Genomic DNA, 23025 nt, shown 5'->3' on the forward strand with positions numbered 1-23025 from the left:
GAAGCCCCTCCGCAGGAAAACTCTTTTTCTCGCCTTTTCCCTGCCTGGTTGGGGCTTTGGCCGGTGGCCTCCGGCCCCACGGGGCAGGTGAGGGGCTGAAAATAGATTGCTTCGGAGGGACTACCGCCCCTCCGAGCCACCCCAGAGGTGCGGGGCCACGCTTCCGTATCGCTTAACTTGATACCAATGGGGCACGATGTCGCCGTGCCCTTTGGTTTGGCTTCTTCCGGAGGAGCTTCGCCCCTCCGGTCCTCCCCGTAGCAGGAGCGACGGAATCCCTCAGGAGAGCTCTTAGAAGAGCGAAAGCTGGGCGCCGGGAGGGACCACGGTGCGTCCGGCTGCGACCTGATGGGCCAGCCGGGTGGGCTCGGGCAGGCGGTAACGCGTGCAGCAGGCGAGCGTCATCTGGATCGCCCCCGGCAGGTCGATCCGGTGGCCCACGCTCACATAGACGGGCTTTACGCCGTCCCGGGTGCGAACGGCCGCGCCGATGATCTCCTGGCCGTCGTAGAGCCACGTGTATGCGCCACGCTCTGGGGGCGGCTCCTCGTGGCGCCCGATCAGCCGTGATTTGGCGCATCCGATGGTGGGGTGGTCGAGCAGGACGCCCAGGTGCGCGGCCAGCCCTAATCGACGGGGGTGGGCCAATCCCTGCGCGTCGCATATCAGCAGATCGGGCAGGGTGGACAGTTGATCCAGGGCGTCCAACACGGCCGGCGTCTCACGGAAGGAGAGCAGGCCGGGGATGTAGGGAAAGCTCACCGGGCGCTCGGCAGTGGCCTGCGCGATGGGCGTCAGTTCGGGAAAGCGGACGATGACCACGGCGGCGCGGGCCACATCGCGTTGGGGGAAGCTGACGTCGATGCCGCCGATCGTGCGGGGCTGCGTGGACAGAGGCTCGATGTGCACGCGAGCGGCCAGATCCCGCTGGATCTGCTGCGCTTCCTCGGGGGATACGTCCCAACGATGTTGAATGTGCAATTCCATGTCATGCCCCCTTTCGCGGATGGAGTGGAGCGGATTGGACCTGGAAATGCCTGATTCTTCTCCGACGTTAACTCAGCCGATGGCGCCCCGCCATGAAGTCCTGGATCATCAGTCCGGTCTCGCGTGACCAGCTATCCGGCAGTTGATCCAGAGGCACCCACAGGGGACGACCTTCGTAGCTGTCGTGGAGGCGTTGGTTCAGCGGCCGGCAGCGATAAGTGATGACGACGCTGTGGAAGCGCCCCGCCCTCCGAGGATCCGAGTAGATGCCCAGGAGGTCTTCGGCGATGACCTCCAGCCCTGTTTCCTCTCGCACCTCGCGCTGGAGCGCCTGGGTGCAGGTCTCCCCATAGCGCACGACGCCGCCGGGAAGGGTGAATCGGCCATCCGGGCGGTGCAGGAGCAGGATCTCCCCATCCCGCACGATGATGGCTCCTACGGACAGCACCGGCGGGAACTGTCCCAGCGTGAGCGCTCGTAGCGCGTTCATGAGCAGGGCGACGAGGCGGGCCTGCAGATCGGACCGGAGCCTGTACCACCGGTCTCGCGCGTGGGGTCGCATGGTTGTCATCTTTCCTCGAACCTTCGTCTCTCGGACTCGTATCGGAATGATCGGCTTTGGCCTTGGGGGGATGATGCGCTGGCAGGATGTGATCTTGCATCGAAAGCGCAGGCGGTGTGGGAAATCCCCACACCGCCTTTATCCAGGAGGCTTAGATCGTGTGCGTCGTTAGTGAATGTCCTGATAATGAAGCGTTCGGGAGAGGATCTCCTCCATCTCCTCGTCGTATTCCTCGTGTCGTCGTCGCCGTCGCTTGGGACGTCGCTCCCTGCGGCTTCGGGGTTGGAAGTCCTCCCCCAGGGCTTTCTGGAAGGCCAACGCGATGACGGACGGGAACTCGTCCTCTTCCTCGTAAATGGGCTCTGGCTCCGCCTCCATCTCCGGCTCCGGACGCAATCCCTTCAGGCTGAGATCCACCCGCTGTCGGCGCCGGTCCACGGAGATCACGCGGGCTTCCAGCTCCTCGCCGACCTGTACCACATCCTCCGGCCGGGCCACGTAGCGCTCCGCCATCTCGCGCACGTGGAGCATGGCCTCCCGGCCGATGCCGATGTCCACGAAGGCGCCATAGGGGACCAGCCGGGTGACGGTTCCCCGCACGATCTCGCCCTCTTTCAGATCGCGAATGGTCTTCGTCCCGGGCGGGATCATGGTCAGGCTGATGCGGTTGTGCTCACGATCCAGGTCCTTGATCCAGACCTTGACCGTCTGCCCCTCCTGGAGCACGTCGCTGACCTTGTTGACCCGGGTGGGAGAGAGCTCGGAGATGTGGACCAATCCGTCGGTGCCTACGCCGATGTCAATAAAGGCGCCAAATTCGGCCAGGCGGCGGACGGTGCCCTCCAGCTCCATGCCGCGCTTCAACGGCTTGATGATCTTCTTGCGCGGGATCACCTTCACCTCGACGGGAGGTAGGGCCGCGGCGCGCGGGCGGCGCCGGCGTCGGCGGCGCTTCTTGCGTCGCTTGGGTTTCTCCTCTCCCTCTCCCGTCTCCACGGCGGTGGGCGTTGCTGTCGTCTCGGCGGTGGGCTCCGCTGTGGCCTCGGCAGGCTGGGCGCTCTCCTCAGGGGATGCCTCTGCTGTCGGCTCCTCTTGTGTGGCAGCCTCGGTCGCCTCTTCCGCGGGCGATTCGGCTGGCGGGGCTTCCTCCGTGGCGGTGGCGGTTGGGGACTCCTCTACGGCAGATGTGGGCTCCTCTTCCCGTGCGTTCGCCTCGGCTTCGGGCATCTCTTGCGGTTCGCCGCTCGGCCGAGGCGCTTCTCCACCCTCAGTCGGAGATGACTCCTCAATCTGGCCTTCTGAATTCTCTTGCAGAACGATTTCCTCGCTCACGATCGCAGCCTCCTAGGGGATGGTTCTGGACAAAGCCAGCGGGCATTATACTCCACGCATCGGGGGCTGTCAAAAAGGGGAGCGTTCGGGTAACGCGATGCACAATCCCTCGCTTGCTGTCGCGTGGAATGGGGAGGCTATGGATGTGGGGAGGTATCCCCGGCACGGCTTCACGGGGATATCCGCCGATAGCCGGGGATGGAGCCTTCCGCGAGGATTCTGGATAGGATCTGCGTCTCATCGGGTATCAGACGGAGACCATTAGGTATGGCCCGCCCTGGAGCCACGATGCAGCCGCTTCCCAGATATACTCCATGACCGAGGCAGGCGCCGATAAAGGGGTTGCCCGTGTCTACCACCTGCCCGCCCTTCAGGACGGTGATGTTCCCGCCGTCGAGCCGGAAGTCCGTCAGCGCGACGCCGGCGCCGGCGAAGGTGTCCCTGCCCAGGAAGCAGGCGTTTACCGGTCTGGTGAAGACGAACGCTCCCGGGTATAAAACGGAGTACTGGACCACCGTCCCGCTCTGGAGGACGCATCCTTCCCCGATGACCGAGAGTTCCACCGCGACCTGGTTGGCGATGTAGGTGTGATCTCCCACCAGGGATTGACGGACCACGGCCCCTGCCCCTATCCTGACGTTGTCGCCGATGGTGCTCCCCTCGATATAGGCCGTGGGGTGGATGTCACAATTCCGGCCGATGTGGTTTGCCCGATGCAGGATCTTCCATTGGTTGGCGCTGTGGGCCTTCAGGGCGAGCCATAGAAGCCTTAGCTTGGACCCCCTTTTTAGCTTGGCCAATTCGGAGAGCAGGGTGACCACGTTAGCCACCCAGAGGTTGGCCCAGTGCTCTATCTGGATGAGCAGTTTCTCGGACAGGGGGACGACGTATTGGCCGGTTGCGTATATGTGTTCTGACATCGGCACAGATTCGGAAAGCCCATCCGGATCAATGACCACGGGGAGAACTTCCTCGCGGCGGTGACCTTTAGGAGGCACGTATCTGAGCCGGTAATCGATGCGATCCTCGTGCTCTATGACCTGTTGTGTGGGGGTGATCGTTCTGAGGGTGGTAATGCCCTTTTTCAACGCTGCTATTGTGTCGTGCCTCAGGGAGCGGGACCTCGTGATGAACTCCTGGAGCAGTTCCGGGGTGAAGTAGAGGGAATCGTCAAAGATGATGTGCTCATCCACGTCGTCAATGGATGTCCCCGGGGGCATCGGCACCAGCGTGAGCCCTAGTTTCTTCAGGTACGTTTCCTGAAGATCGCCCAGGGGGCGGTTCGCGATGAGGCACTCCCGGGGGTGGTCACCGAAGGGCTCCACGGTCTTTTCGCTCATCATCATATAAGCCTTCATCTTCTATCCTCCCTGTGGATGGTTTGCTCCGTCCCATGCCAGCCGCCCGGCCCTCTCGGGGGAGAGATGTCCAGCCTGTATGAGCCAGCGGACGGTGTCGCCAAGGGTCTCCTCGAGCGGCCTCGGCGCGATGCCGAACTCACTCCGGGTCGCCGAATCGTCCAACGGATGGGAAAGCCCCACACAGTAGGCAGCCTGAAAGTTCACCGGCAGGCGGAAGGGTATCCGGCGCTGCAGGAGGTCGAGGGCTCGCAGCGGCCACAACAACATCCAGACCGGCAGCGAAAGGGTCCCCAGCCGGCGTCCGGTTAAGGAGGCCATCGTCGTCATGGCCTCTCGAATGGACACGTTGATGGATGGCGCCATGTAACGGCGTGGGCCGCGTCTTTTCTCCATGATCGCCAGGTGTAATCGGGCCAGGTCGCGCACATCGGTGATGGGGACGGTGCCTTTTGGCGTCAGGATCCATAGCCCGCGCAGAATGTTTATGGCCATCTGGCAGCTTTCCCCAAAATGAGGATCGTGTGGGCCCCAGACGGAACCGGGGTAGGTGATAACCACCGGGGCGCCGGAGTCCTGATATCGCCGGGCGACGCGTTCCGAGTCGGCCTTGGACCTGAAATAAGCGCCCAGGGGCCTTGTGGGAGGCGCGTCTGGGGTCAGCACTTTGCCTCGTTCACCGATCAGGGCTGCGAAGCTGGACACGTGTACGATCGGATCGTGTCCCAGCCTGTGAGCTGTGCCGAGGACGATCTCGGTGCCCCGCACATTCGTTTCCCGGATGGTTTTACTCGCCCTCGGGTCCAGTGAGTAAATGGAGGCGCAGTGGATGGTGGCGTCACATCCCAGGGTGGCCTGCTCTACAGACCGTGGATCGGTAACGTCGCCCTCGATGACGGTTGCAACTTCCACACCCAGTGGATCAAGCGCCGGGCGCACCCGTTCCCTTTTCCGGACCAGGAGTGTTACATCATGCCCACCGCGTATCAGCTCGGCCACGGTATGGGAGCCGACGAAGCCAGTCCCGCCTGTTATCAGTATCTTCATAATTCACAATCCATGTGCATTAGAAAGGACGCAGTGGCGCCGCGCCCCTCAAGTTTGGCCTTTCGGGGATAGCGGAGGGCATTGCCCTCCGCTACTCGCATAAGATACGGAGTCGTGCTGCAAAGAAAGCCATGTATCTTGACCGTCATCTGATCCGAGCGTTGTCGGAGCAGCGCATGAACAGGAGAGGAGCCCGACGTTAGGGATATCACTGAACGACATGGCCGGGCTCCATCTTTCTCGGGGCTCAGCGGGAGCCCTGCTCCCCGGGCCGGATAGGCTTGGGAATGACCGGCGACGGCCCCCAGAGCTCAGTGGTCACGTTGAGGGCCAGGGTGTGCAACTCGGTGAACGCCTGCTGACAGTCCTCGTGGCTCCACCAGGCAGTCCAGGCGGCCAGGTCGGCGAACTCGTAGGTCACCACGGCCTGGGGCGCGCCAGCAGCCGGGCGATAGGCCCGGAACTCGACCACTCCCGGCACAGCCAGGACGCGCGGAGTCACGCTCTCGACCCACTTCAGGTAGGCCTCCAGCTTGTCCGGATGAACGTCCCACTTGATGATGTAGAGCACCATCACACTCACCTCCTTTCCCTGTCTGACTCCAGGGTATCCTGCGACGGTCGGGTGGATAAGGGAGCTCGGACCTATTCGGGGCAATCAAAAAGGCCCATCGAAAGATGGGCCTGGAAGCCTACTTGTGATGTCTTAATCGTCTCGTCGGCTCTCCGTTGCGCCGCGAGCAGGCACAGGCCGCCGAGGGCTGGAGAGATGCCCCGGCGGCCTGCTTCCTACGGCACGTTGTGCATCGTCAGCGGTAGGTAGCTGCAGTATGGCACCGCGCTGCCGTACCAGAAGCCGCTGTACAGGATGCCTCCATGGTTGAAGCTCACGCCGATCAACGGCTGACCGACGGTGCTCCACAGCGTGTGACCACCTGTGCCCTTCATTTGCCCGCCGCCCCCGGCGATCACATGCCAGGAGATCTTGTGGTCGGCCGAGACCTGGGCCAATACCGGCAGCGCAAGTAGCAGGCAGAGAGCGATCGCCAGGATAAGTTCGCGTTTCATCATCTGCCCTCCTTTGGCTATCGCTTACTGACGGTGTTGTCCCGGCTGTTCGTGATCCACATATTGGCCCCATCGAAGGCGATGCCCTCCGGATCACCACCGACGGGGACGGTGGCTACCAGCCTGCCATCGACGGCCCTCAGCACGCTCACGGTGTCGTCGCCGTTGTTCACAATCCACATGTTCGCCCCATCGAAGGCGATGCCCATCGGGCCTTTCCCGACGTTGAGGGTCATGACGGTGCTGCCGTCGCTGGCCCGCAGGACGCTCACCGTGCCACTCCCCTTGTTGGTGATCCACATGTTGGCCCCATCGAAGGCGACCCCGACCGGGTTACTCCCGACGTTACGGGTCATCACGTGGCTCCCGTCGCTGGCCCGCAGCACGCTCACCGTGTCATCGCCATTGTTGGCGATCCACATGTTGGTCCCATCGAAGGCGATGCCGGCCGGCTTGCTGCCGACGCCGATGGTCATGACGGGGCTGCCGTCGCTGGCCCGCAGTACACTCACCGTGCCGTCGCCATTGTTGGTGATCCACATGTTGATCCCATCGAAGGCGATGCCCCCGGCCCCGTTTCCGACGGAAGCGGTCATCCGTTGCGCTCCGTCGCTGGCCCTCACCACGCTCACGGTGGCGTTCCCGCTGTTGACGATCCACATGTTGGCCCCGTCGAAGGCGATACCCCGTGGGCCAGGGCCGACGCCCGGGGTCATCTCCAGACGGCCGCTGCTGGCCTTCAGCACACTCACGGTGCCATCCGCCTGGTTCGTGACCCATATGTTGGCTCCGTCAAAGGCGACGCCCGTGGGGGTTGCTCCCACGCCGAAGCTCGTCGACGTCTGGATGGCGGGATACCATCTGAGCAAGGCCACCTGCATCGGGTTCGGCCCCTGGATGAGCGACGGGCGAATGGTCACCAGGGCGTGCCCATCACGGCTGGCAGCAGCCAGGCCGATACCCTGGGTGCTGGTGAAATATCCGCCGATGCCCTCCCCCCGGTTCTCGCCGACGACGGCCGTATGGTCGCCCAGGGCATTTGCATGGACGCCCGCCCCGTGGGTACTGGTGAAGTAGCCGGCCGTGCTGTTGATGCTCTGAGCGTGCAGCCCCGGGCCGTTGACGCTTTTGCCGTCGAGGCCGGGGCCGCCGACGCTGCTCCCGGCCACGCCAGATCCGGCTCCGGAGTTCTCGCCCCAGATGGCCGCGGCATCGGAGCTGGTGCCGCCGAACACCGCTGACGAGTTCTGGCTGTCGAACTCACCGCCGTATCCGTTCTCGCTCGTGGCCAGCACGCCGGCCCCATCCGTGCTCCAGGCGTGGACGCCGGCCCGGGCACCGCTGGCATATAGGCCCACCGCCCCGCTGCCCTTGTTGATGGCGTACAGCATGGCGACGTCCTCGTTCCCGCCCAGCACGCCGCTGATCACCGCCCCCGGCCGCAGTGAGAGGGCATAGGGGACGGGCAGCAATGGCTGGCGCGGGGTCATCTCCGTTTCGCCCTGCAACTGCACTCCCAGCCACAGTGCTCGCCCGTCGAATAGCACCGGGTTCACGTCCAGGGTTACGTTGAACAGCCCATCCTCCACCGAGACGCTCTTCGTTTGAGACCACAGCGCCGTCCCACCGCTCGCCTCAGCGTAGAGGCGGAAGGTCATCGTCCGTGCGCTGTCCACCGGCTTGCCGCTGCCGTCCAGCAGGCGGCCCTGGTAGGAGATGGCGCCGGAGACGAGGGCCGTCGGAGCTATGGGGACCGCCGGGACCTGCCCGACAGGGCTGGCCCACGCGCCGGTCACGCCCAGCAACAGGGCGACCAGCACCAGCGCACTCACAATGCTTGAGGCGATCAACAGGTTTCGGTTCATTTTCTCCTCCTCTGTTCAACCCCCCTGTCCGCGCGGCGTAAGGATCGACCTGGTCGTGAGAGGTAAAGTGGATGCGACCGGTGTCCGGGCTATCCAGAAGCAATCGGGCGAAGGCTGGGCCGTCTTCGGGTTCGAAGGGGCGTAGGTGAAGGGGAGGGGCATTTCCCAGTCTCCTTATCGGGGGGCCTCCTTATTTCTCGCCGCGTTTCCTGCGTTTCGCGGTCTCCGCTTTCAGAATACCATCGGAGAACTAGGCGCGGGAGGGCCAGCAGACCTATCCGGGGCAGAACAAAGGACCTATCGCGAGATAGGTCCGAGGGCTTCTGGTTTGCGCTCCACGTCAGAAGAGGAGAAATAAGGAGATGAGAGAGCTACTCGATCTTCACCAATCCCTTGCGGATGGCGTAAAGCATGGCCTGGGTGCGGTCGTAGACGTGGAGTTTGGAGAAGATGTTGTTGATGTGGTTCTTCACCGTCTTCTCGCTGATGGAGAGTTCCCGGGCGATCTCTTTGTTGGGGTGGCCCTCCGCGATGAGCGTGAGCACCTCCAGCTCACGCGGGGTGAGCTCATCGATCAGGGGAGCCTGCTTGCCGGGCAGGGCGGCGAACTGGCGCAACACCTTTTGAGCGACCGTGGGGCCCAGGAGCGACTCGCCGTGGGAGACAGCGCGGATGGCCCGCAACATGGTCTCCGGATCGGCGTCCTTGAGGATGTAGCCACGGCCACCGGCTTGCAATCCCCGGAAGACGAACTCGTCGTCCTCGAACATGGTGACGAAGATGATGCCGATGTGGGGCATCTCCCGGTGAAGGACGCGAGCGGCCGCCACACCATCCAGATCGGGCATCTTGATGTCCATGAGGATGACGTCGGGCATCAGGGCTCGCGCCTGCTCCAACGCCTCCTGGCCCGTGGCGGCCTCGCCCACCACCTGCATGTCCTCCTCCGCCTCCAACATCGTGCGGACGCCCTTGCGGAAGAGGGTGTGGTCGTCAGCGATCAGGACTCTGATCTTCTCTGTCATGGGGTACGTCCTCGTTCGTTATCCCGTAGTCCCCCCAGATGGGGTCGGCCTGGGCGGCCGAAGTCGGAAGGTCTTCCTGTGTCCTCAACGGGATGACGGCTCTTACGGTCGTTCCGGCCCCCGGCGCGCTCGTCACCTCAAATCGCCCGCCCAACTGCTCCACCCGCTCCCTCATGCTCCATAGCCCCAGGTGCGTCCCGGGCTGGGGCGCCCGGGGATCGAAGCCCTGCCCGTCGTCGGCGATGCACAGGGTTACGTGCTCTTCATCTCGCGTCAGGGTCACGTCGACCCGATGCGCCTGGGCATGCCGGATGACGTTGTTCAGCGCCTCTTGGGCGATGCGGAAGAGGGCGATCTCCACCGGGGCGGGAAGCCGCTCGCCTTCATCCACAGAGAGCTCGATGGCCAGATCGTGTTCCCGCTGGCAGCGGGCTGCGTATTCTCGCAAGGCCGGAGCCAGCCCCAGCTCATCCAATACCGCCGGCCGCAGGTCGTAGATCAGGCGACGGATGTCCTGAACGTTGGCCTGGGCCAGCTCGGCCATCTCCTCGATCTCCTCGGCGGTCAGGGGCTGATCCCGCTCCATGAGCTTGCGGGCTGTGCGCAGGCGGAGGTTCAGGCTGGCCAGGGCTGGCCCTACGCCGTCATGTAGCTCGCGGGCGATGCGCCGCCGCTCCTCCTCCTGGGCTGCCGTTACCAGGGCCAACTGCTGACGCAGGATGGCCAGTCGCTCCTCGTGCAGCCGGGCGTTCTCCAGGGCCAGCGCCGCGCTGTGGGCCAGGGTGGTGAGGAGCTCCAGGTCATCTTGCGTGTAGAGATCGCCGGATCGCTTCTCCTCCAGGGTGAGGATTCCCAACAGCTGCTCGCCCGATAGCAGGGGCACGGCCACCGTCGCCCCGATCCGGCGCAGATCCTGGGCCTGGAGGGAACGGTCGTCGGGGAGCAGCAGCAGGGGGCGGCGCTCCCGGGTCAGCCAGGTGACCAGGCTCCAGATCTCCGGGGCCTCCGAGTTCTGGGTAGGGGCATGGCGCCGCCGTGCCTCTGCGATAGGTGAGCGCTCCGCGGATGGTGGATTCCCTCTCTCTGGGACGGGGAAGCTCTTCCCCTCTGGACGGTACCGGCCGTGATCCAGAAGCCAGAGGATGGCCCCCCGAGCCCCTAAGGTCTGGGTCACCGTGTCCAGCACCAGGCGTACGACCTCTCCTCGCTCGCGGAGGGTGCTCAACCCCTGGCTGAAGGCGGTCAGGGCCTGGCGCACCTCATATTCCCGGCGGAAGAAGGCACGATCCACGAAGGTCTGGATGCGGCTGCGAGCCGGCTGGAAGAGGACGGCGATGAAGAGCGCCGGGAGCAGGGCGGCCAGGATCGATTGTTGGCCGGTGAGCCCTTGGAAGAGATAGCCTATGGCCAGGGAGAGGAGCAGGAAGACGGCGGTGAGGGTGACGGTCAGCAGGGAGTAGACCAGGCCCTTGCGCACCACCACCCGGATATCGAAGAGCTGGTAGCGCAGGATGGCGTAGCCGACGGAGAGAGGGTAGAGGGTAGCGATGACGCCGCCCCACTGAACGTTGGCTGGAGGTGGCAGGTGAAGGGTGGCGGGAGCCCAGAGGAAGACGATCCAGCCTCCCAGGCCCATGCTGATGCCTGCCACGAGCACCGTCGCTTGCTGGCGGATCAGAGGGGGCGTCTTCTTCTTGAGGGCGATCTGCAGCAAGGGGACGATCTTGTTGATGAGCGAACCCACGCCAAGGATGAGGAAGTGTCCCCAGGTGCCGGACCAGAGATGTAGGCGCCACAGCTTGGGATCGTCCAGGCGGGAGGCCAGGAAGAAGAGCGTGGGAAAGTAGATCGTGAAGGCGGCGGCCAGGGCCACGAAGGCGGGGATCAAAGGCCAGCGGGCCAGGAACTCCTTGCGCTCCCGGTCGGCGGGGAAGCTCCAGAAGAAGATCCAGCCGGCCACGGCGGTGATCGCCGTCCAGGGATGGATCAGGTAGGTCGTCCACTTCTGCTGGCTGAGGAAGACCTCCCACACGGCCCCGAGGATGCCTGCCCAGGCCAGGAGGTAGAAGAGGAGATAGCGGTTGAGCCGGCCGCTGGGGTTGCGAATGTAGACGAAGATGCCGACGGCCAGGGAGCAGATGGCGAAGAGGATGCCTCCGGGAATAAAGCGCCACAGGATGTCGGAGGTGAACTCCATCGTGGGCACGGCGATCTGCAGCCTCTGATCGCCTCGCTCCACGGTGTAGACCAGTGGGGTGCCAACCCCTGCCTCCCGCACCAGGCGGCGCATCTCCCGCCAGTGTTGGCCGTTCACGGCCACGATGCGGTCCCAGGGGCGCAGCCCGGCCTGCCAGCCGGTGAAATCCTGCGGGGTGAAGGCGCTGACGATCCGGTCCGAGGTGTAGAAGAAGCCTGGAAAGGGGTCACCGATCTGATCGGCGATGGAGTAGAGGGAGGCAGCCCAGATCAGGACGGCGGCCACGATCACGCCGCCCACCACCCAGCGGGGACGCAGGGCAAGGGGGGCGGCGCCGCTTTTGCTCACCGTTTACTCCTCTCTTGAGGTAGTAGTACCTCCTTCGCCTGCCAGAACCGCGGGATCTTTATCAAGCAGTGGGGCGAGACACGCCTCGCCCTATTCGCATCCACTGAACAGCATGGGCGAGGCCCCCGCCTGTCGCTTTTCCCCTCCACGGGCGGTCGCTCCCGAAAGGGGAGGTGCGGAGGGGAAGCCCCTCCGCAGGAAAACTCCTTTTCTCGCCTTTCCCCTGCCTGGCTGGGGCTTTGGCCGGTGGCCTCCGACCCCACGGGGCAGGTGAGGGGCTGCAAATAGATTTCTTCGGAGGGGCTATCGCCCCTCCCTGGAGTTTGGCCTCTTTTATGGCACCCCTCTGTATCTTGGTATGGGTAGCGATGGGCACTGCCCTTCGCTACCCAAAGGGCCAAATGGGGGCGAGGCACGCCTCGCCCCTACCGTTTCTGCGACTTCAGCCGATACAGCATCTCCCCCGCGTGGGGCACGACCAGGATGCCCTCGTCCTCCCGGCCCATCCACTCCTCCGGGTTGATGGTGGCCGGATCCCGATAGCCCAGGTTCACCCGCTCGCAGCGCTCCTTGGGGATTCCCGTGGCCAGGGTGACCCGGATGCGCGGCTTCTCCACGCCGTTCTCATAGGTGCCGATGCCGCGCAGATGAGTGGAATGCGCCAGCACGCCCCATGGATAATCCTTGAACCGATCCCATTGCTTCAGGAAGTAATCGCGCACGTGATATCCGATCTCGTCCAGAAGCTTCCCATGGGTGTAGGAGAGTTCGGTGATGTGAGGCGCGTAGATGATCACCTCGCCTCCATCCTCCACCACGGGCTCCAATTTGTACATCCCTTTGGCCGCCGTCCAGATGTCGTCGTACATCTCAGGCATGATGGACAATACCTGGCGATAGGGCTTGTCCACATAGATGACGTGCACCTGGGCTGAGAGGTCCGCGGCCTGCTCCCAGGCCTCCTCCGGTGACCCGATGTACACCCCGGCGACCTGATCCTCCTTGACGACGAAGCTGAGGCAGAGCTTGGGCACGTCGATGAGCGAGGCCGCCCGGTTGATCACGGCTCGTACGGGCGTGTGCTTCGTGCCGATGATCTCATAGCTGGTGATCACGGCGCCCAGCCAGTGGGTGAAATTGATCAGATCCCACCCGGAGATGCCGGGGAAGAAGTACTTGTTCCCCCCGGAGAAGCCGACCACCTCGTGGGGGAACACCGGCCCGCAGATGATCACCTGATCGTAGTCGAAGATCATCTTGTTCACGGCGACCGGCACGTCCTGGACGAAAAGGCCGCGGCTGATGGCCTCGATCTCGCTGGCGGGGATCGTCCCCAGATCGCGGAAGGTGGCCGGGTCCTCCCAATGATGGTTGAAGACGCGTACGCCCGCGTAGCGGGTGGCCATCTCCTCCGCGGTGACCCCCATCCGGTGATGGATGGCCTCCTCCGACATGGGCTTATGCGTGCCCAGCGCGATCAGGTAGTCCAGGGCGGCCACCTTCCCCCACAGCAGCTCGTGAAAGAGCCGGAAGAACAGGCCCAGGGGACCGCTGCGAGTACCGTCCGGGACGATGATCAGCACCCGCTTGCCCGCCAGGTCGGCCCGGTCCAGGGCCTCTCGCATCAACTCGCGAACCTCTGATTCGCTCAATAGCCGATCCGGGTATCCTTTCCCTATCACCATTGCCATCCCCCCGTCAGTCCCCAATCCCTTTATACACCGCTGAAAGCCGAGAACCCCCCATCCACAGGCACGACGACGCCCGTCACGAAGGATGCGGCCGGCGAAAGCAGCCAGATGACCGTCCCCAGCAGGTCAGATGGATCGCCGAACCGGCCCATGGGGGTGTGGTCGATGATCGTCTGCCCCCGCGGGGTGAGCCCACCCGAGGCCTCGTCGATGAGCAGGTAGCGGTTTTGGTTGGTCAGGAAGAACCCGGGGGCGATAGCGTTCACCCGGATCTTTGGGGAATACTCCTGGGCCATATGCACGGCCAGCCACTGGGTGAAGTTGCTGACTGCGGCCTTGGCGGCCGAATACGCGGGGATCCGCGTCAGCGGCCGGAAGGCGTTCATGGACGAGATGTTGAGGATCGTTCCCTCCTCCTTTTCAGCCATCACCCGGCCGAACACCTGGCTGGGGATCAGCGTGCCGATGAAGTTGAGGTTGAACACCCATTGGAAGGCATCCTGGGGCAGATCGAAGAACGGCAGCTCCGGCGAGGTTGTGGCCTCCTTCCGGTTGCCCCCGGCGCCGTTGATCAGGATATCCACCGTGCCGAACGTATCCAGGATAGTCTGGCGGGCCGCCTTCACGCTCTCCGGATCGAGCACGTCCGTCTTCACGCCGATCGCCTCGCCGCCCGCCGAGGTGATCTCGTCTGCCACCCGTTGTGCCGCCTCTTCCACGATATCGAGCACGGCGATCTTGGCCCCGACCTTCGCCAGCCCACGAGACATCTCCCCTACCAATACGCCGCCACCGCCCGTGGCGACGACCACCTTCCCCTTCAGATCGAACAGAGCCTGTGGATCACGATCGCTCATCTTGCCTGCCTCTCCCTGTCTGGTAAAGATATGCTCCTGATCGTTCAGGGCCTCGCCTCCCCAGTTCCCATCGCTGACCTTGGGAAGGCCCTGCGGATCTCGCTTAAAGCGTGTCTGAGAAATGCCGTTACTTCTGCTATGGGGAGGCCCGGAGGGGCTCCCCCCGGAAAAGTGGGATTCCCATGGAGGGGAGCTCCCCTCCACACCTCCCCCTGTGGAACTGGTGGCTGAGGGAGTTCCTCAGGCACCTTATCGGTCAATGTTCAGACACGCTCTCACTCCTCCACCGTGCCTCCGGTGACGATCACCGGTCCCACGTGATCTCCTTCCTCATTCAACTTCCGATGGCTGCCATCGCAGTAGGGGAAGTTTTGGGATATCCAGCATCGGCAAAAGGCGACCTGCTTGCCGGGGGGAATCGTCTCGTGATGACGGTCCGGATGTCTGCCCTCGTTGATCATGCGCTATCCTCCTTCCATCTCGGATTCGATGGATCGCAAATGGGCGATCGCTCGCTGCGCGGCTGTATCCGCGTCCGGCATCGGCATGAACTCGCCGGAGACGAAGCCGGCGTATCCGGTCTCGAAGAGGGCCTTCAACAGGGAGCGGAAGTCCAGATGCCCTGCGCCGGGATACCATCGATTGGAGTCGGCCACGTGGAAGTGGAAAATGCGATCCCCGGCCCGCCGGATGCTCTCCTCCATGGACGGCTCCTCGATGTTCATGTGAAAGGTATCCAGCAGCAGCCCGAGGTTGTCCGCCCCCACGCGCTCGATGAGATCCAGCCCCTGATCCACGTTGTTGATCAGCGACGTCTCGTAGCGGTTGATGGGCTCCAGGGCCAGCCGGACGCCTTGTGGCGCCCCGGCCGCGCAGCACTCTTGCAGGGCTGTCACCAACCACTCCATCGCCTGGCCGTGGTCCACGCCGGGCTTCACGATGCCCCGCAGCAGCCCGATGATGATCACGGCGTCGAAGCGAGCTGCCAGGGGCACATGGCTCTTCACCCGCTCGATGGCCGCCGCGCGCACGGCCGGATCGGGGTCGGTGAAGGAGAGCCCCTCCTCACCCCAGGCCTGTCCGGTCCCGATGGCCGGGACGGCCAGACGGTGTGCGCTCACGACTCGCTCCAGCTCATCGACGTGGACCAGCTTGGGATCCCGGATGGCGAGCTCAACTCCATCATACCCCCATCCCGAGATCTTGGCAACGTTGGACTCAAAATCGCCTTTAAAGGCCACCGCCTGAAATTGGGCGGCGTGTGTGGAGAGCACGATACTGAGTTTCATGGTCCCTCGGGGTTGTGAGATAGTGAAACGTAAAGAGCAAAACGTAAAGAGTAAAACGTAAAGAGTAAAACGTAAAGAGTAAAACGTAAAGAGTGAAACGTAAGGGCGGAACGTAAAGAGTAACGGGCAGTGGGAGGATCCCCACCACCCGTTACTCGACATCTCAAAGCTCTAGAGCTCCGATCCCTGGCCGATGCGCGGCAGGGCATACACGGGCTTCCAGCCGGGGCTCAGCGGCTCTCGCAGATAGGGCTCCATCTCCTCGGCCGTGCGCAGTGTGACTTCCTCCACGGGCGGCACGGTGCCCGGTGGGAACGCCTCCAGGATGTGGTCGTTCAGCAGCGTCAAATACCGCAGGATGGCGGCGACGGGACGCTTGGCCTTCTCCGCGGATCCGCGGGTCGCCTTGCCGACGACGCCCTCAGGCGTGGCCGCGATCTCGATGGCGAAGTGCCCCTCGCCCTCAGACCATCGGCTGGGGCGCCCGAATGGGTCCACCGACTTGTCGAAATGCCCATCCGGCAGATAGCCTTTGCTCTCGGTGTCCACCGCGTACCGCATGTCCACCATCTCCGGGTGCAGCAGCAGCCCGATGGAGGTCTCCGCCTCGTCCGCGTGGACGAAGTCAGTCTCCCACTTGCCCCCGCGCTCCTTCGTGCGGAAGAACTCCCGCACGGCCCGGTGCCAGTCGATGACCCGGAAGATGCCGGGGAGCTGATAGCGCTTCTGGAACTGCTGAACCGCCGACTCCAGCACCCACAGCTGCCCGTGGTTGTTGACGATGATCTGCTTGCGGAAGCCATCGTTCCACAGCCCCAGCATGACGTCGATCATCAGCTCACGCACCACGTTCTCCCGGACGACCACGGTGCCGGGCATGCCCAGATGGTGGTATGGATGTGCCCCGTACATCAGCGGCGGCAAAGCCAGGTTCACCGGCGCGCCCCGCTTGGCCGTGTAGCGGCGCACTCCCTCGCAGATCTGGCTGACGTAGAGCGTGTCGGAGGCGCTGACCAGATGCCGTCCGTGCAGCTCGGTGCAGCCGACGGGGATCAGCACGATGTCGTTCTTCTTCCGATTCTCCTCCACCTGCCAGCGGACCGTGGTCTGGATGTAGGAGCCGGGCTTGCCCCACTCCACCGGCGAGGGGATCCCATACTCGGCCAGGATCGCATCGATCTCCTCATCACTGGCTTCCCAGATCTCCTTCTTCATACGGCCGACAGGATTGTCCTCGAAGAACAAGTCGGGTTGGTCAGTGGCGAGCCATCCTTTCGGCAACGTTTTCTCAGACATCTCACAATCTCCCTTTCTGTTCTGTACAATATGGTTACCTTCCCTTGGGGAAAGCTCTGCTGATTGGACGATCTGTCCATGTCGGGATGCCCTCCCGCATCGATCCGGCCGGATGGGGGAGCAACTCCGCTCCTCCTCGCCGTCCGTGGCTACATGCGGGGCCATCCCATGCTGCTGAGTGCACGGATCTGGTCGTTACAGCTCTTTCGCTCACATCGAATCGTATATGTGCCACCCTCCTGCGCGATGAAATGGCCCCCCCGTGGCCTCAGTCGCTGGTTGCCCACTGTTGGATGACGGATACGGCCTCATTGGTGACGCGCGCCTTTGTGGGAATGGGCCTCCTGCCAAGCACGAGGACGACCACGGCCTCCGCGTATTGCTCGGAGGGGATGTTCGCCCATTCGCGGGTGGGTACCTCAGCGGGCATCTCCTCCGGCCGCCAGGGCGTGTCCGGCGGCAATCCCTGGGCGGCGAGGAAGGCCTGTCGAAGCTCCCGCTGCTCCTGGCATTGGAACTCGATATGATGCGCCCACTCATGGACCAGGGCGCTTTGAAGCATCGCCGGCGTGCCCGGCACTCGCACGGTGACCGTGGCGCTGGTCGGGTCATAGGCCGCCCGGCTGTGCAGGGTGCGCGACGCTCGCAGCCGCACATCGCCGAAGCAATCGTCCCTTGCCCGGAACGTGCCCAGGAACCGGTCCCACGTTTCCCTCGCCAGGGCTTCAAAGTCAGGCGCCACCGACGCGTCTATGATGAGCTGCGGGGGATGTCGGCGCGTCGCCTGCCCGGACCATGCGCAGCTCCACACCCCTCCGCTCAGGAGGACCGCCAGGGCGAGCGCGAGCAGGCCCTTCCCGCTCAGATGCTTGTCACGCATGGGATATTATGGGATACCGGCGCTTTGTCAAACTTCTCTCTCGGGTAGAGCACACAGCACCGTGCCTCTGCGGATCGATAGGCCCCCGGCGGAGCGTCCATGGTGTGCCCCACCAGGGCATCGTCGTTGACCATATGCTAGTTGGCCAACTCCAGCTCCTCTTCGAACCTCTCCAGATCCCGTTGGAGTTCTAACAGATCCTGTCCTCCTGCCATCAGGTTCATCAGCTCGTCCTTCTCCACCTCCTCCTTTCGGTAGTCGGCCAGCACGCGGCCGCGCCGCAGGACGATGAAGTGATCCCCCACCGGATAGGCGTGGTTGGGGTTATGGGTGATGAAGATCACGGCCAGGCCGCGCTTCTTCGCCCGCACGATGTAGTGGAGCACGATGCTGGCCTGTTTGACGCCGAGGGCGGCCGTCGGCTCGTCGAGGATGAGGACCTTCGCGCCGAAGTAGATCGCCCGGCTGATGGCGATGGACTGCCGCTCGCCGCCGGACATCGTGCCCACCGGCTGATCCGGATCGTTGAGCTGGATGCCCATGTCTGCCAATTGTTCCCGCACGATGCGTTTGGCGCGGTCTATATCGTAGCGGCGGAACGGCCCCCATCCCTTTTCCGGCTCGGATCCCAGGAAGAAGTTGCGCCAGACCGGCATCAAGGGGATCAGGGCCAGGTCCTGGTAGACGGTCGCGATCCCTCGCTCCAGGGCTTCCCGAGGGGAGTTGAAACACACGGGTTCGCCCTCGAAGAGGTACTCGCCCTCCGTCGGTTGATGGACCCCGCAGAGGATCTTGATCAGGGTCGACTTCCCGGCGCCGTTGTCCCCCAGAAGACAGGTGACCTCGCCCGGGTAGAACTTGGCCGATACGTCGCTCAGCGCGATGACGCTCCCGAACAGTTTCGTCACATTCCGGACTTCCAGTATAGGCTCTGCCATCGACTCACTCCCCCTCTGTGCGCGTCTTGGCGGCGGCAGCGCTGACCTCCTCAGCTTTCTTGCGCGTATAGTCGTTCACAATGACCGCGGCGAGCAACATGACGCCCAGGAACGAGTAGAACCAGTCGGTGTCCCAGCCGGCGTAGACGATGCCGACTCGAACCATCCCGAAGATAAGTGCTCCGATCGAGGCGCCGACGACCGAGCCGTACCCGCCGGTCAGCAGACAGCCTCCGATCACTGCCGAGATAATGTAGACGAATTCCTGCCCGATACCCTGGCTGGCCACCGCCGATCGCAACCGTACGTCGTTCATGATGCCGACCAGCCAGGCGGCCGCAGCCGTGCCCATAAAGAGGGCGATCTTGACACGCCGGACCGGCACACCGACGTTGCGGGCGGCTTCCTCGTCCCCGCCGACGGCGAAAATCCAGCTGCCATACTTGGTACGGAGCAAGATCCAGCTTGCCAGCGCCGTGATCGCGATCCACCAGATGATGGACGTCCTGAATGCCACGCCGAACAGGGTGATCTCCGTGCTGAAGATGGTGCGCGCCAGGTAGAAGCTCTCCGCCCGGTCGATGCCGGCGACGCGCACCTGATTGGTGATCAGGCGGGTGACGCCCACGTTGGCGCCGCGCAGGATAAAGAACGTCGCCAGCGTCACGATGAAGCTCGGAAGCCTCGTCGTCACGACCAGCCAGCCGTTGAGGTACCCAACGGCGAGGGCGAAGAGGAGCGCCACGAACATGGCCGGCCATATGTTCCAGCCGGCCTGGGTGGACAGGAGCCCCGCGATCAGCCCGGCGGTTCCGGTCATCACACCGGTGGACAGGTCAAACTCGCCGCCGATCATCAACAGGGCCACCGCGACCGACATGATGCCCAGCGTGGAGGCCGGGTCCAGGAAGCGTGCGATCCCGCTGATGGTGGGGAACTGGTCCGGGCGGATGGCGGCGAAGAACAGAAAGATCACTGCCGCCCCCAGGGATGCGCCGACCTCCGGGCGCCGGAACATGCCTCGGACCATCCCCACTTCGGCAACTCGCTCCTCGGGCTTGGTAGCCCTGATCGTCTTGGAAGCCATAGGCAACCTCCTCAGGATACCGCTCTTCGGAAGCGCATCCTTCTCGGTGGAAATACCGTGGGAGGCCTGGAAGGGCACGGCCCCCGTGAGGGCATACGGCCGTGCGCTCCCACTGCAGCCCGTTCCCCGCCCCGCCCAGCCCAGCCCGCACGAATCAAGTCGAAAAAGGACAGGTGCAAGGCTGACATAGCAGGGGCCGGGTCACCCGGCCCTTACCGGCGGAGGGGGGCTCCACGCCGCCCCTCAGGGCTTGCGATGGGCATCGTGGGCTGTTTCGGGTGATTTCCACCCCGTTGGATACACTACCTGCTCCTCTGCTACTTCCCCTATGTGCAAGCGTGCGGACGTGCGTCTGTGGCCGATCTCAATGGATAAGGTTCGGAAGGGCACCCCTCTGGGTGGCCCCGCATGGGAATAGAAGAGCCCTTGTGGTCGCCCTCGACCTGCTTGAGGGTGCTCGCCCCGGGCAGGGGCGATGCGTGAATCACTGGGGCTTGCAGATGGGCGATCCCCGCCTGGGCTCGACCTGAGTTCCCGGCCCGGGGCCAGGAGAGGGTGCGTGCCGTCTCGCGTGCGAACTCGCACGGGGCGGCGATGCGGGGTGGGGGAGCCCCCCACCCCGCATGTGATCCGCTTGGGTCTATCGCGTCCCTCTTTCGGCGAGCGCCTTGACCTCTGCTGCGTTGCTGGCATCCACGAAGCCAGGGCCGGTGAGCACCGGCAGGCCGCCGCCGACGGTGTTCAGGTTGGTGTTGTACAGGTAGAGGAAGACGACAGGCAGGTATCCCTGGAGGTACTGCTGCTGATCGATGGCGAAGGCGATCTCGCCCGCCTCGATGGCGTCCAGGACGGCCGGGCTGAGGTCGAAGGTCGCCATCTTGTGATCGCCACCCACGGCCTTGATGGCGTCGCGCGCGGCGATGGCGATGTCGGGGTTGAGGGTGAGGATGGCGTCGATGGTGTCATCCGAGGTGAGCTTGTCCTGGATGCTGGCCAGGGTGCCCGCGATGTCGCGGGTGCCGGTCGTGGCGACGTTGAAGCGCTCGACCTCGCCGTTGAAGGTGTCGGCCAGGCCGTCACAGCGCTGCTCCAGCCCGATGTTGGCCTCCTCGTGGATCACGCAGAGCACCTTCGTGACGCCCATCGCGTTGAACCGCTCGCCCGCGCCCTGCCCGGCCACGAACTCCGTCTGGCCGACATGGGTGAGGGCGCCCAGCTCCTTGTACACGTCCACGCCGGAGTTGATGGTGATCACCGGGATGCCGGCGTCCACAGCCTTCTTGACCGCGTCCTTGAGCGCGTCCGGGTTGGCCAGGGAGACGATGATCCCGTCCACGCCCTCGCTGACGTAGGTCTCCACCAGCTGCGCCTGCTCTGTGGGATCGGAGCTGCCGCCCGACTTCAGCTCGATGCCGTAGGTCTCGGCCGCGTCGTAGGCACCTCGCTCCACCACGCCCCAGAAGCTATCCTCGGCGGGGTTGGCGTGGACGGACAGACCGAAGACCAGGCCTGCCTGGGTGACCTGTGGTGCCTCCTCGGCCGGCTGAGTTGCCGCCTCCTCGGCGGGTTGGGGGGCGGCTGGCGGCGCGCCCGCGCAACCGGCGAGCGTCAGCAATACGGCGGATACCAGCAACAGGGAGACGATCTTCAAGCGAGACATGAGATACCTCCTCCTTAGCTTAGCTTAGGTTTGGCGGATATCTGAGTCGGACCACCTGTAGGAGCACGAACACACGGTGTCTCTTCCTCATCACCTCCTTTCCTCGGTTGTGGGGGAGACGGGCACACTGGTGAATGGGTATGCGATCCCTGGTCCACCAGTTCCCAGTCCACAGGTGGAACCTTCTGAGAGTTTCCTATCGTCGCGCCTGACGGCTTCGACGATAGCGTTTGCAGCCTCGGCCAGTTTATTGCGGGTGATGATGGGGCTCAATCTGAGCCATCAGGGGTTATGAAGACGGAGAGATCTCGTCGAGTTTGACCGGGCGGTTTTCTTCATAAGATTTGCGGGCCGCATATCCCATCACCACCGGGATACGCCCGTCGATTCCCGTCACGGGAGGCGCTGTGTCCTTCTGGATGCAATCCACGAACGCCTGCATCTCCTCCACATACGCCTCGCTGTATCGCTCCACGAAGAAGTACAATGGCTTGGCCGCGTGGACGCCCGCGGCGTCGCTGAGGACCGCGTTGTCGGGCGTCTTGTTGCTCACCAGCGCCATCCCCTCCGATCCGAACACCTCCACGCGCTGGTCGTACCCGTATACGGCCTTGCGGCTGTTGTCGATGACCCCCAGCGCGCCGTTGGCGAAGCGCAGCGTGATGACGGCCGTGTCGATGTCACCCGCCTCGCCGATGGCGGGATCCACCAGGACGTTCCCGGCGGCGTATACCTCTTCCACCTCGCTGCCCATCAGGTAGCGCGCCATATCAAAGTCATGGATGGTCATGTCCAGGAAGATCCCGCCGGAGACCTTCACGTATTCGATGGGCGGCGGCTCCGGATCCCGGCTGGTGATGCGCAGGATATGGGGAGCGCCGATGCGTCCCGAGGCGACCAGCTCGCGCACGCGGCGGAAGCTGGGATCGAAGCGCCGGTTGAACCCCACCTGCAGCTTCACGCCCGCCTTCTCCACCGCCTCCAGGGCGCGATCGATCTTGGCCAGGTCCAGCGCGATGGGTTTTTCACAGAAGATGTGCTTCCCGGCCGCCGCGGCCTCCTCGATAATCTGGGCATGGGTGTCCGTGCTGGAGCAGATGACGACGGCGTCGATCCGCTCATCCTCCAGGATCATCCGATAGTCCTGAAAGGCGGCGGGGACCCGGAAGTCGGCTGCCAGCCTTTCCGCTGCCTCCGGGAAGACGTCGGCAACGGCTAACACGTTCGCGTCGGGGATGCGAAAGGCCAGATGCTCGGCGTGCACCCTGCCGATCCTGCCTGCCCCGATGATTCCAATGTTGACCTCTCGCCCCATGTCGTCCTCCTGATCGCCTGTCTCCATCTCAGAGCGTGTCTGAAAATTTACCGGCAAGATGTTCTGAGGGGTCTCCCTCAACGACCAGCTCCACAGGGGGAGGTGTGGAGGGAAGGACCCCTCCACGGAAATCCCGCTTTTCCGGCCTGTACCTGCCTCTCTCGGCCCTCTTTCCGCAGGACTCAGGCTGAGGCCAGGCAGGTCGAGGGCAAAAGAAGGGCTT

The 23025-nt window shown here is 63.9% G+C and carries 20 protein-coding genes; all 20 read right to left on the reverse strand.

All coding sequences use genetic code 11. From position 1 onward, the window contains the following. Nucleotides 1–291: 291 nt before the first annotated feature. The 20 genes from nfi to iolG all read right to left on the reverse strand — a co-directional run bounded on the left by nfi (nt 292) and on the right by iolG (nt 22802). A complete protein-coding gene (nfi, locus tag GXP39_00390) occupies nt 292–987 on the reverse strand; it encodes a deoxyribonuclease V (protein ID NOZ26495.1) in 696 nt (231 codons plus the stop codon). 67 nt (nt 988–1054) lie between these two features. After that, nucleotides 1055–1558, reverse strand: coding sequence for an NUDIX hydrolase (locus GXP39_00395; GenBank protein ID NOZ26496.1), 504 nt, complete (start codon nt 1556–1558; stop codon nt 1055–1057). 159 nt (nt 1559–1717) lie between these two features. Beyond that, the gene (locus tag GXP39_00400) at nt 1718–2881 is read right to left on the reverse strand and encodes a S1 RNA-binding domain-containing protein (protein NOZ26497.1); all 1164 of its coding nucleotides are present in this window, start codon (nt 2879–2881) and stop codon (nt 1718–1720) included. A 170-nt stretch (nt 2882–3051) separates the two neighbouring features. After that, complete coding sequence (locus tag GXP39_00405) at nt 3052–4239, reverse strand: hypothetical protein (protein NOZ26498.1); 1188 nt, start codon at nt 4237–4239, stop codon at nt 3052–3054. Between the two features lie 3 nt (nt 4240–4242). Further along, nucleotides 4243–5286, reverse strand: a complete 1044-nt coding sequence (locus tag GXP39_00410; protein ID NOZ26499.1) for an NAD-dependent epimerase/dehydratase family protein — start codon at nt 5284–5286, stop codon at nt 4243–4245. A 247-nt stretch (nt 5287–5533) separates the two neighbouring features. Continuing rightward, nucleotides 5534–5863, reverse strand: a complete 330-nt coding sequence (locus GXP39_00415; protein ID NOZ26500.1) for a hypothetical protein — start codon at nt 5861–5863, stop codon at nt 5534–5536. A gap of 212 nt (nt 5864–6075) precedes the next feature. Beyond that, a complete protein-coding gene (locus GXP39_00420) occupies nt 6076–6357 on the reverse strand; it encodes a hypothetical protein (GenBank protein NOZ26501.1) in 282 nt (93 codons plus the stop codon). Nucleotides 6358–6371: 14 nt separating this feature from the next. Beyond that, nucleotides 6372–8219 carry a YncE family protein gene (locus GXP39_00425; GenBank protein NOZ26502.1) on the reverse strand — a complete coding sequence of 616 codons (1848 nt, stop codon included), beginning with the start codon at nt 8217–8219 and terminating at the stop codon, nt 6372–6374. Nucleotides 8220–8590: 371 nt separating this feature from the next. Then, the gene (locus GXP39_00430; GenBank protein ID NOZ26503.1) at nt 8591–9244 is read right to left on the reverse strand and encodes a response regulator transcription factor; all 654 of its coding nucleotides are present in this window, start codon (nt 9242–9244) and stop codon (nt 8591–8593) included. Further along, a complete protein-coding gene (locus GXP39_00435) occupies nt 9213–11789 on the reverse strand; it encodes a GAF domain-containing protein (GenBank protein ID NOZ26504.1) in 2577 nt (858 codons plus the stop codon). Before GXP39_00435 ends, GXP39_00430 begins: the two co-directional genes overlap by 32 nt. Nucleotides 11790–12214: 425 nt before the next feature. After that, nucleotides 12215–13474, reverse strand: coding sequence for a DUF2088 domain-containing protein (locus GXP39_00440; protein NOZ26505.1), 1260 nt, complete (start codon nt 13472–13474; stop codon nt 12215–12217). Nucleotides 13475–13503: 29 nt separating this feature from the next. Next, a complete protein-coding gene (locus tag GXP39_00445) occupies nt 13504–14337 on the reverse strand; it encodes an SDR family oxidoreductase (protein NOZ26506.1) in 834 nt (277 codons plus the stop codon). A 275-nt stretch (nt 14338–14612) separates the two neighbouring features. After that, nucleotides 14613–14798, reverse strand: coding sequence for a hypothetical protein (locus tag GXP39_00450; protein ID NOZ26507.1), 186 nt, complete (start codon nt 14796–14798; stop codon nt 14613–14615). A gap of 3 nt (nt 14799–14801) precedes the next feature. After that, nucleotides 14802–15626, reverse strand: coding sequence for a sugar phosphate isomerase/epimerase (locus tag GXP39_00455; GenBank protein ID NOZ26508.1), 825 nt, complete (start codon nt 15624–15626; stop codon nt 14802–14804). Nucleotides 15627–15797: 171 nt separating this feature from the next. Next, on the reverse strand, nt 15798–16922 hold the full coding sequence (locus tag GXP39_00460) for a creatininase family protein (GenBank protein ID NOZ26509.1): 1125 nt from the start codon (nt 16920–16922) through the stop codon (nt 15798–15800). A gap of 268 nt (nt 16923–17190) precedes the next feature. Continuing rightward, nucleotides 17191–17802 carry a hypothetical protein gene (locus GXP39_00465; GenBank protein ID NOZ26510.1) on the reverse strand — a complete coding sequence of 204 codons (612 nt, stop codon included), beginning with the start codon at nt 17800–17802 and terminating at the stop codon, nt 17191–17193. 137 nt (nt 17803–17939) lie between these two features. Beyond that, complete coding sequence (locus GXP39_00470; GenBank protein ID NOZ26511.1) at nt 17940–18740, reverse strand: sugar ABC transporter ATP-binding protein; 801 nt, start codon at nt 18738–18740, stop codon at nt 17940–17942. Nucleotides 18741–18744: 4 nt separating this feature from the next. Further along, complete coding sequence (locus tag GXP39_00475; protein NOZ26512.1) at nt 18745–19827, reverse strand: ABC transporter permease; 1083 nt, start codon at nt 19825–19827, stop codon at nt 18745–18747. A 640-nt stretch (nt 19828–20467) separates the two neighbouring features. Further along, nucleotides 20468–21487, reverse strand: a complete 1020-nt coding sequence (locus GXP39_00480) for a sugar ABC transporter substrate-binding protein (GenBank protein NOZ26513.1) — start codon at nt 21485–21487, stop codon at nt 20468–20470. 289 nt (nt 21488–21776) lie between these two features. Continuing rightward, a complete protein-coding gene (gene iolG, locus GXP39_00485) occupies nt 21777–22802 on the reverse strand; it encodes an inositol 2-dehydrogenase (protein ID NOZ26514.1) in 1026 nt (341 codons plus the stop codon). Between the last annotated feature and the right edge of the window lie 223 nt (nt 22803–23025).

Source organism: Chloroflexota bacterium, assembly GCA_013152435.1.
In the GTDB taxonomy this organism is placed as follows: Bacteria; Chloroflexota; Anaerolineae; order DUEN01; family DUEN01; genus DUEN01.

Bases quoted from the DNA above. Each gene is read 5' to 3' on its own strand.
- nfi (NOZ26495.1), bottom strand. From the start codon at position 987: ATGGAATTGCACATTCAACATCGTTGGGACGTATCCCCCGAGGAAGCG.
- GXP39_00395 (NOZ26496.1), bottom strand. From the start codon at position 1,558: ATGACAACCATGCGACCCCACGCGCGAGACCGGTGGTACAGGCTCCGG.
- GXP39_00405 (NOZ26498.1), bottom strand. From the start codon at position 4,239: ATGAAGGCTTATATGATGATGAGCGAAAAGACCGTGGAGCCCTTCGGT.
- GXP39_00410 (NOZ26499.1), bottom strand. From the start codon at position 5,286: ATGAAGATACTGATAACAGGCGGGACTGGCTTCGTCGGCTCCCATACC.
- GXP39_00420 (NOZ26501.1), bottom strand. From the start codon at position 6,357: ATGATGAAACGCGAACTTATCCTGGCGATCGCTCTCTGCCTGCTACTT.
- GXP39_00425 (NOZ26502.1), bottom strand. From the start codon at position 8,219: ATGAACCGAAACCTGTTGATCGCCTCAAGCATTGTGAGTGCGCTGGTG.
- GXP39_00430 (NOZ26503.1), bottom strand. From the start codon at position 9,244: ATGACAGAGAAGATCAGAGTCCTGATCGCTGACGACCACACCCTCTTC.
- GXP39_00440 (NOZ26505.1), bottom strand. From the start codon at position 13,474: ATGGTGATAGGGAAAGGATACCCGGATCGGCTATTGAGCGAATCAGAG.
- GXP39_00445 (NOZ26506.1), bottom strand. From the start codon at position 14,337: ATGAGCGATCGTGATCCACAGGCTCTGTTCGATCTGAAGGGGAAGGTG.
- GXP39_00450 (NOZ26507.1), bottom strand. From the start codon at position 14,798: ATGATCAACGAGGGCAGACATCCGGACCGTCATCACGAGACGATTCCC.
- GXP39_00455 (NOZ26508.1), bottom strand. From the start codon at position 15,626: ATGAAACTCAGTATCGTGCTCTCCACACACGCCGCCCAATTTCAGGCG.
- GXP39_00460 (NOZ26509.1), bottom strand. From the start codon at position 16,922: ATGTCTGAGAAAACGTTGCCGAAAGGATGGCTCGCCACTGACCAACCC.
- GXP39_00465 (NOZ26510.1), bottom strand. From the start codon at position 17,802: ATGCGTGACAAGCATCTGAGCGGGAAGGGCCTGCTCGCGCTCGCCCTG.
- GXP39_00470 (NOZ26511.1), bottom strand. From the start codon at position 18,740: ATGGCAGAGCCTATACTGGAAGTCCGGAATGTGACGAAACTGTTCGGG.
- GXP39_00475 (NOZ26512.1), bottom strand. From the start codon at position 19,827: ATGGCTTCCAAGACGATCAGGGCTACCAAGCCCGAGGAGCGAGTTGCC.
- GXP39_00480 (NOZ26513.1), bottom strand. From the start codon at position 21,487: ATGTCTCGCTTGAAGATCGTCTCCCTGTTGCTGGTATCCGCCGTATTG.
- iolG (NOZ26514.1), bottom strand. From the start codon at position 22,802: ATGGGGCGAGAGGTCAACATTGGAATCATCGGGGCAGGCAGGATCGGC.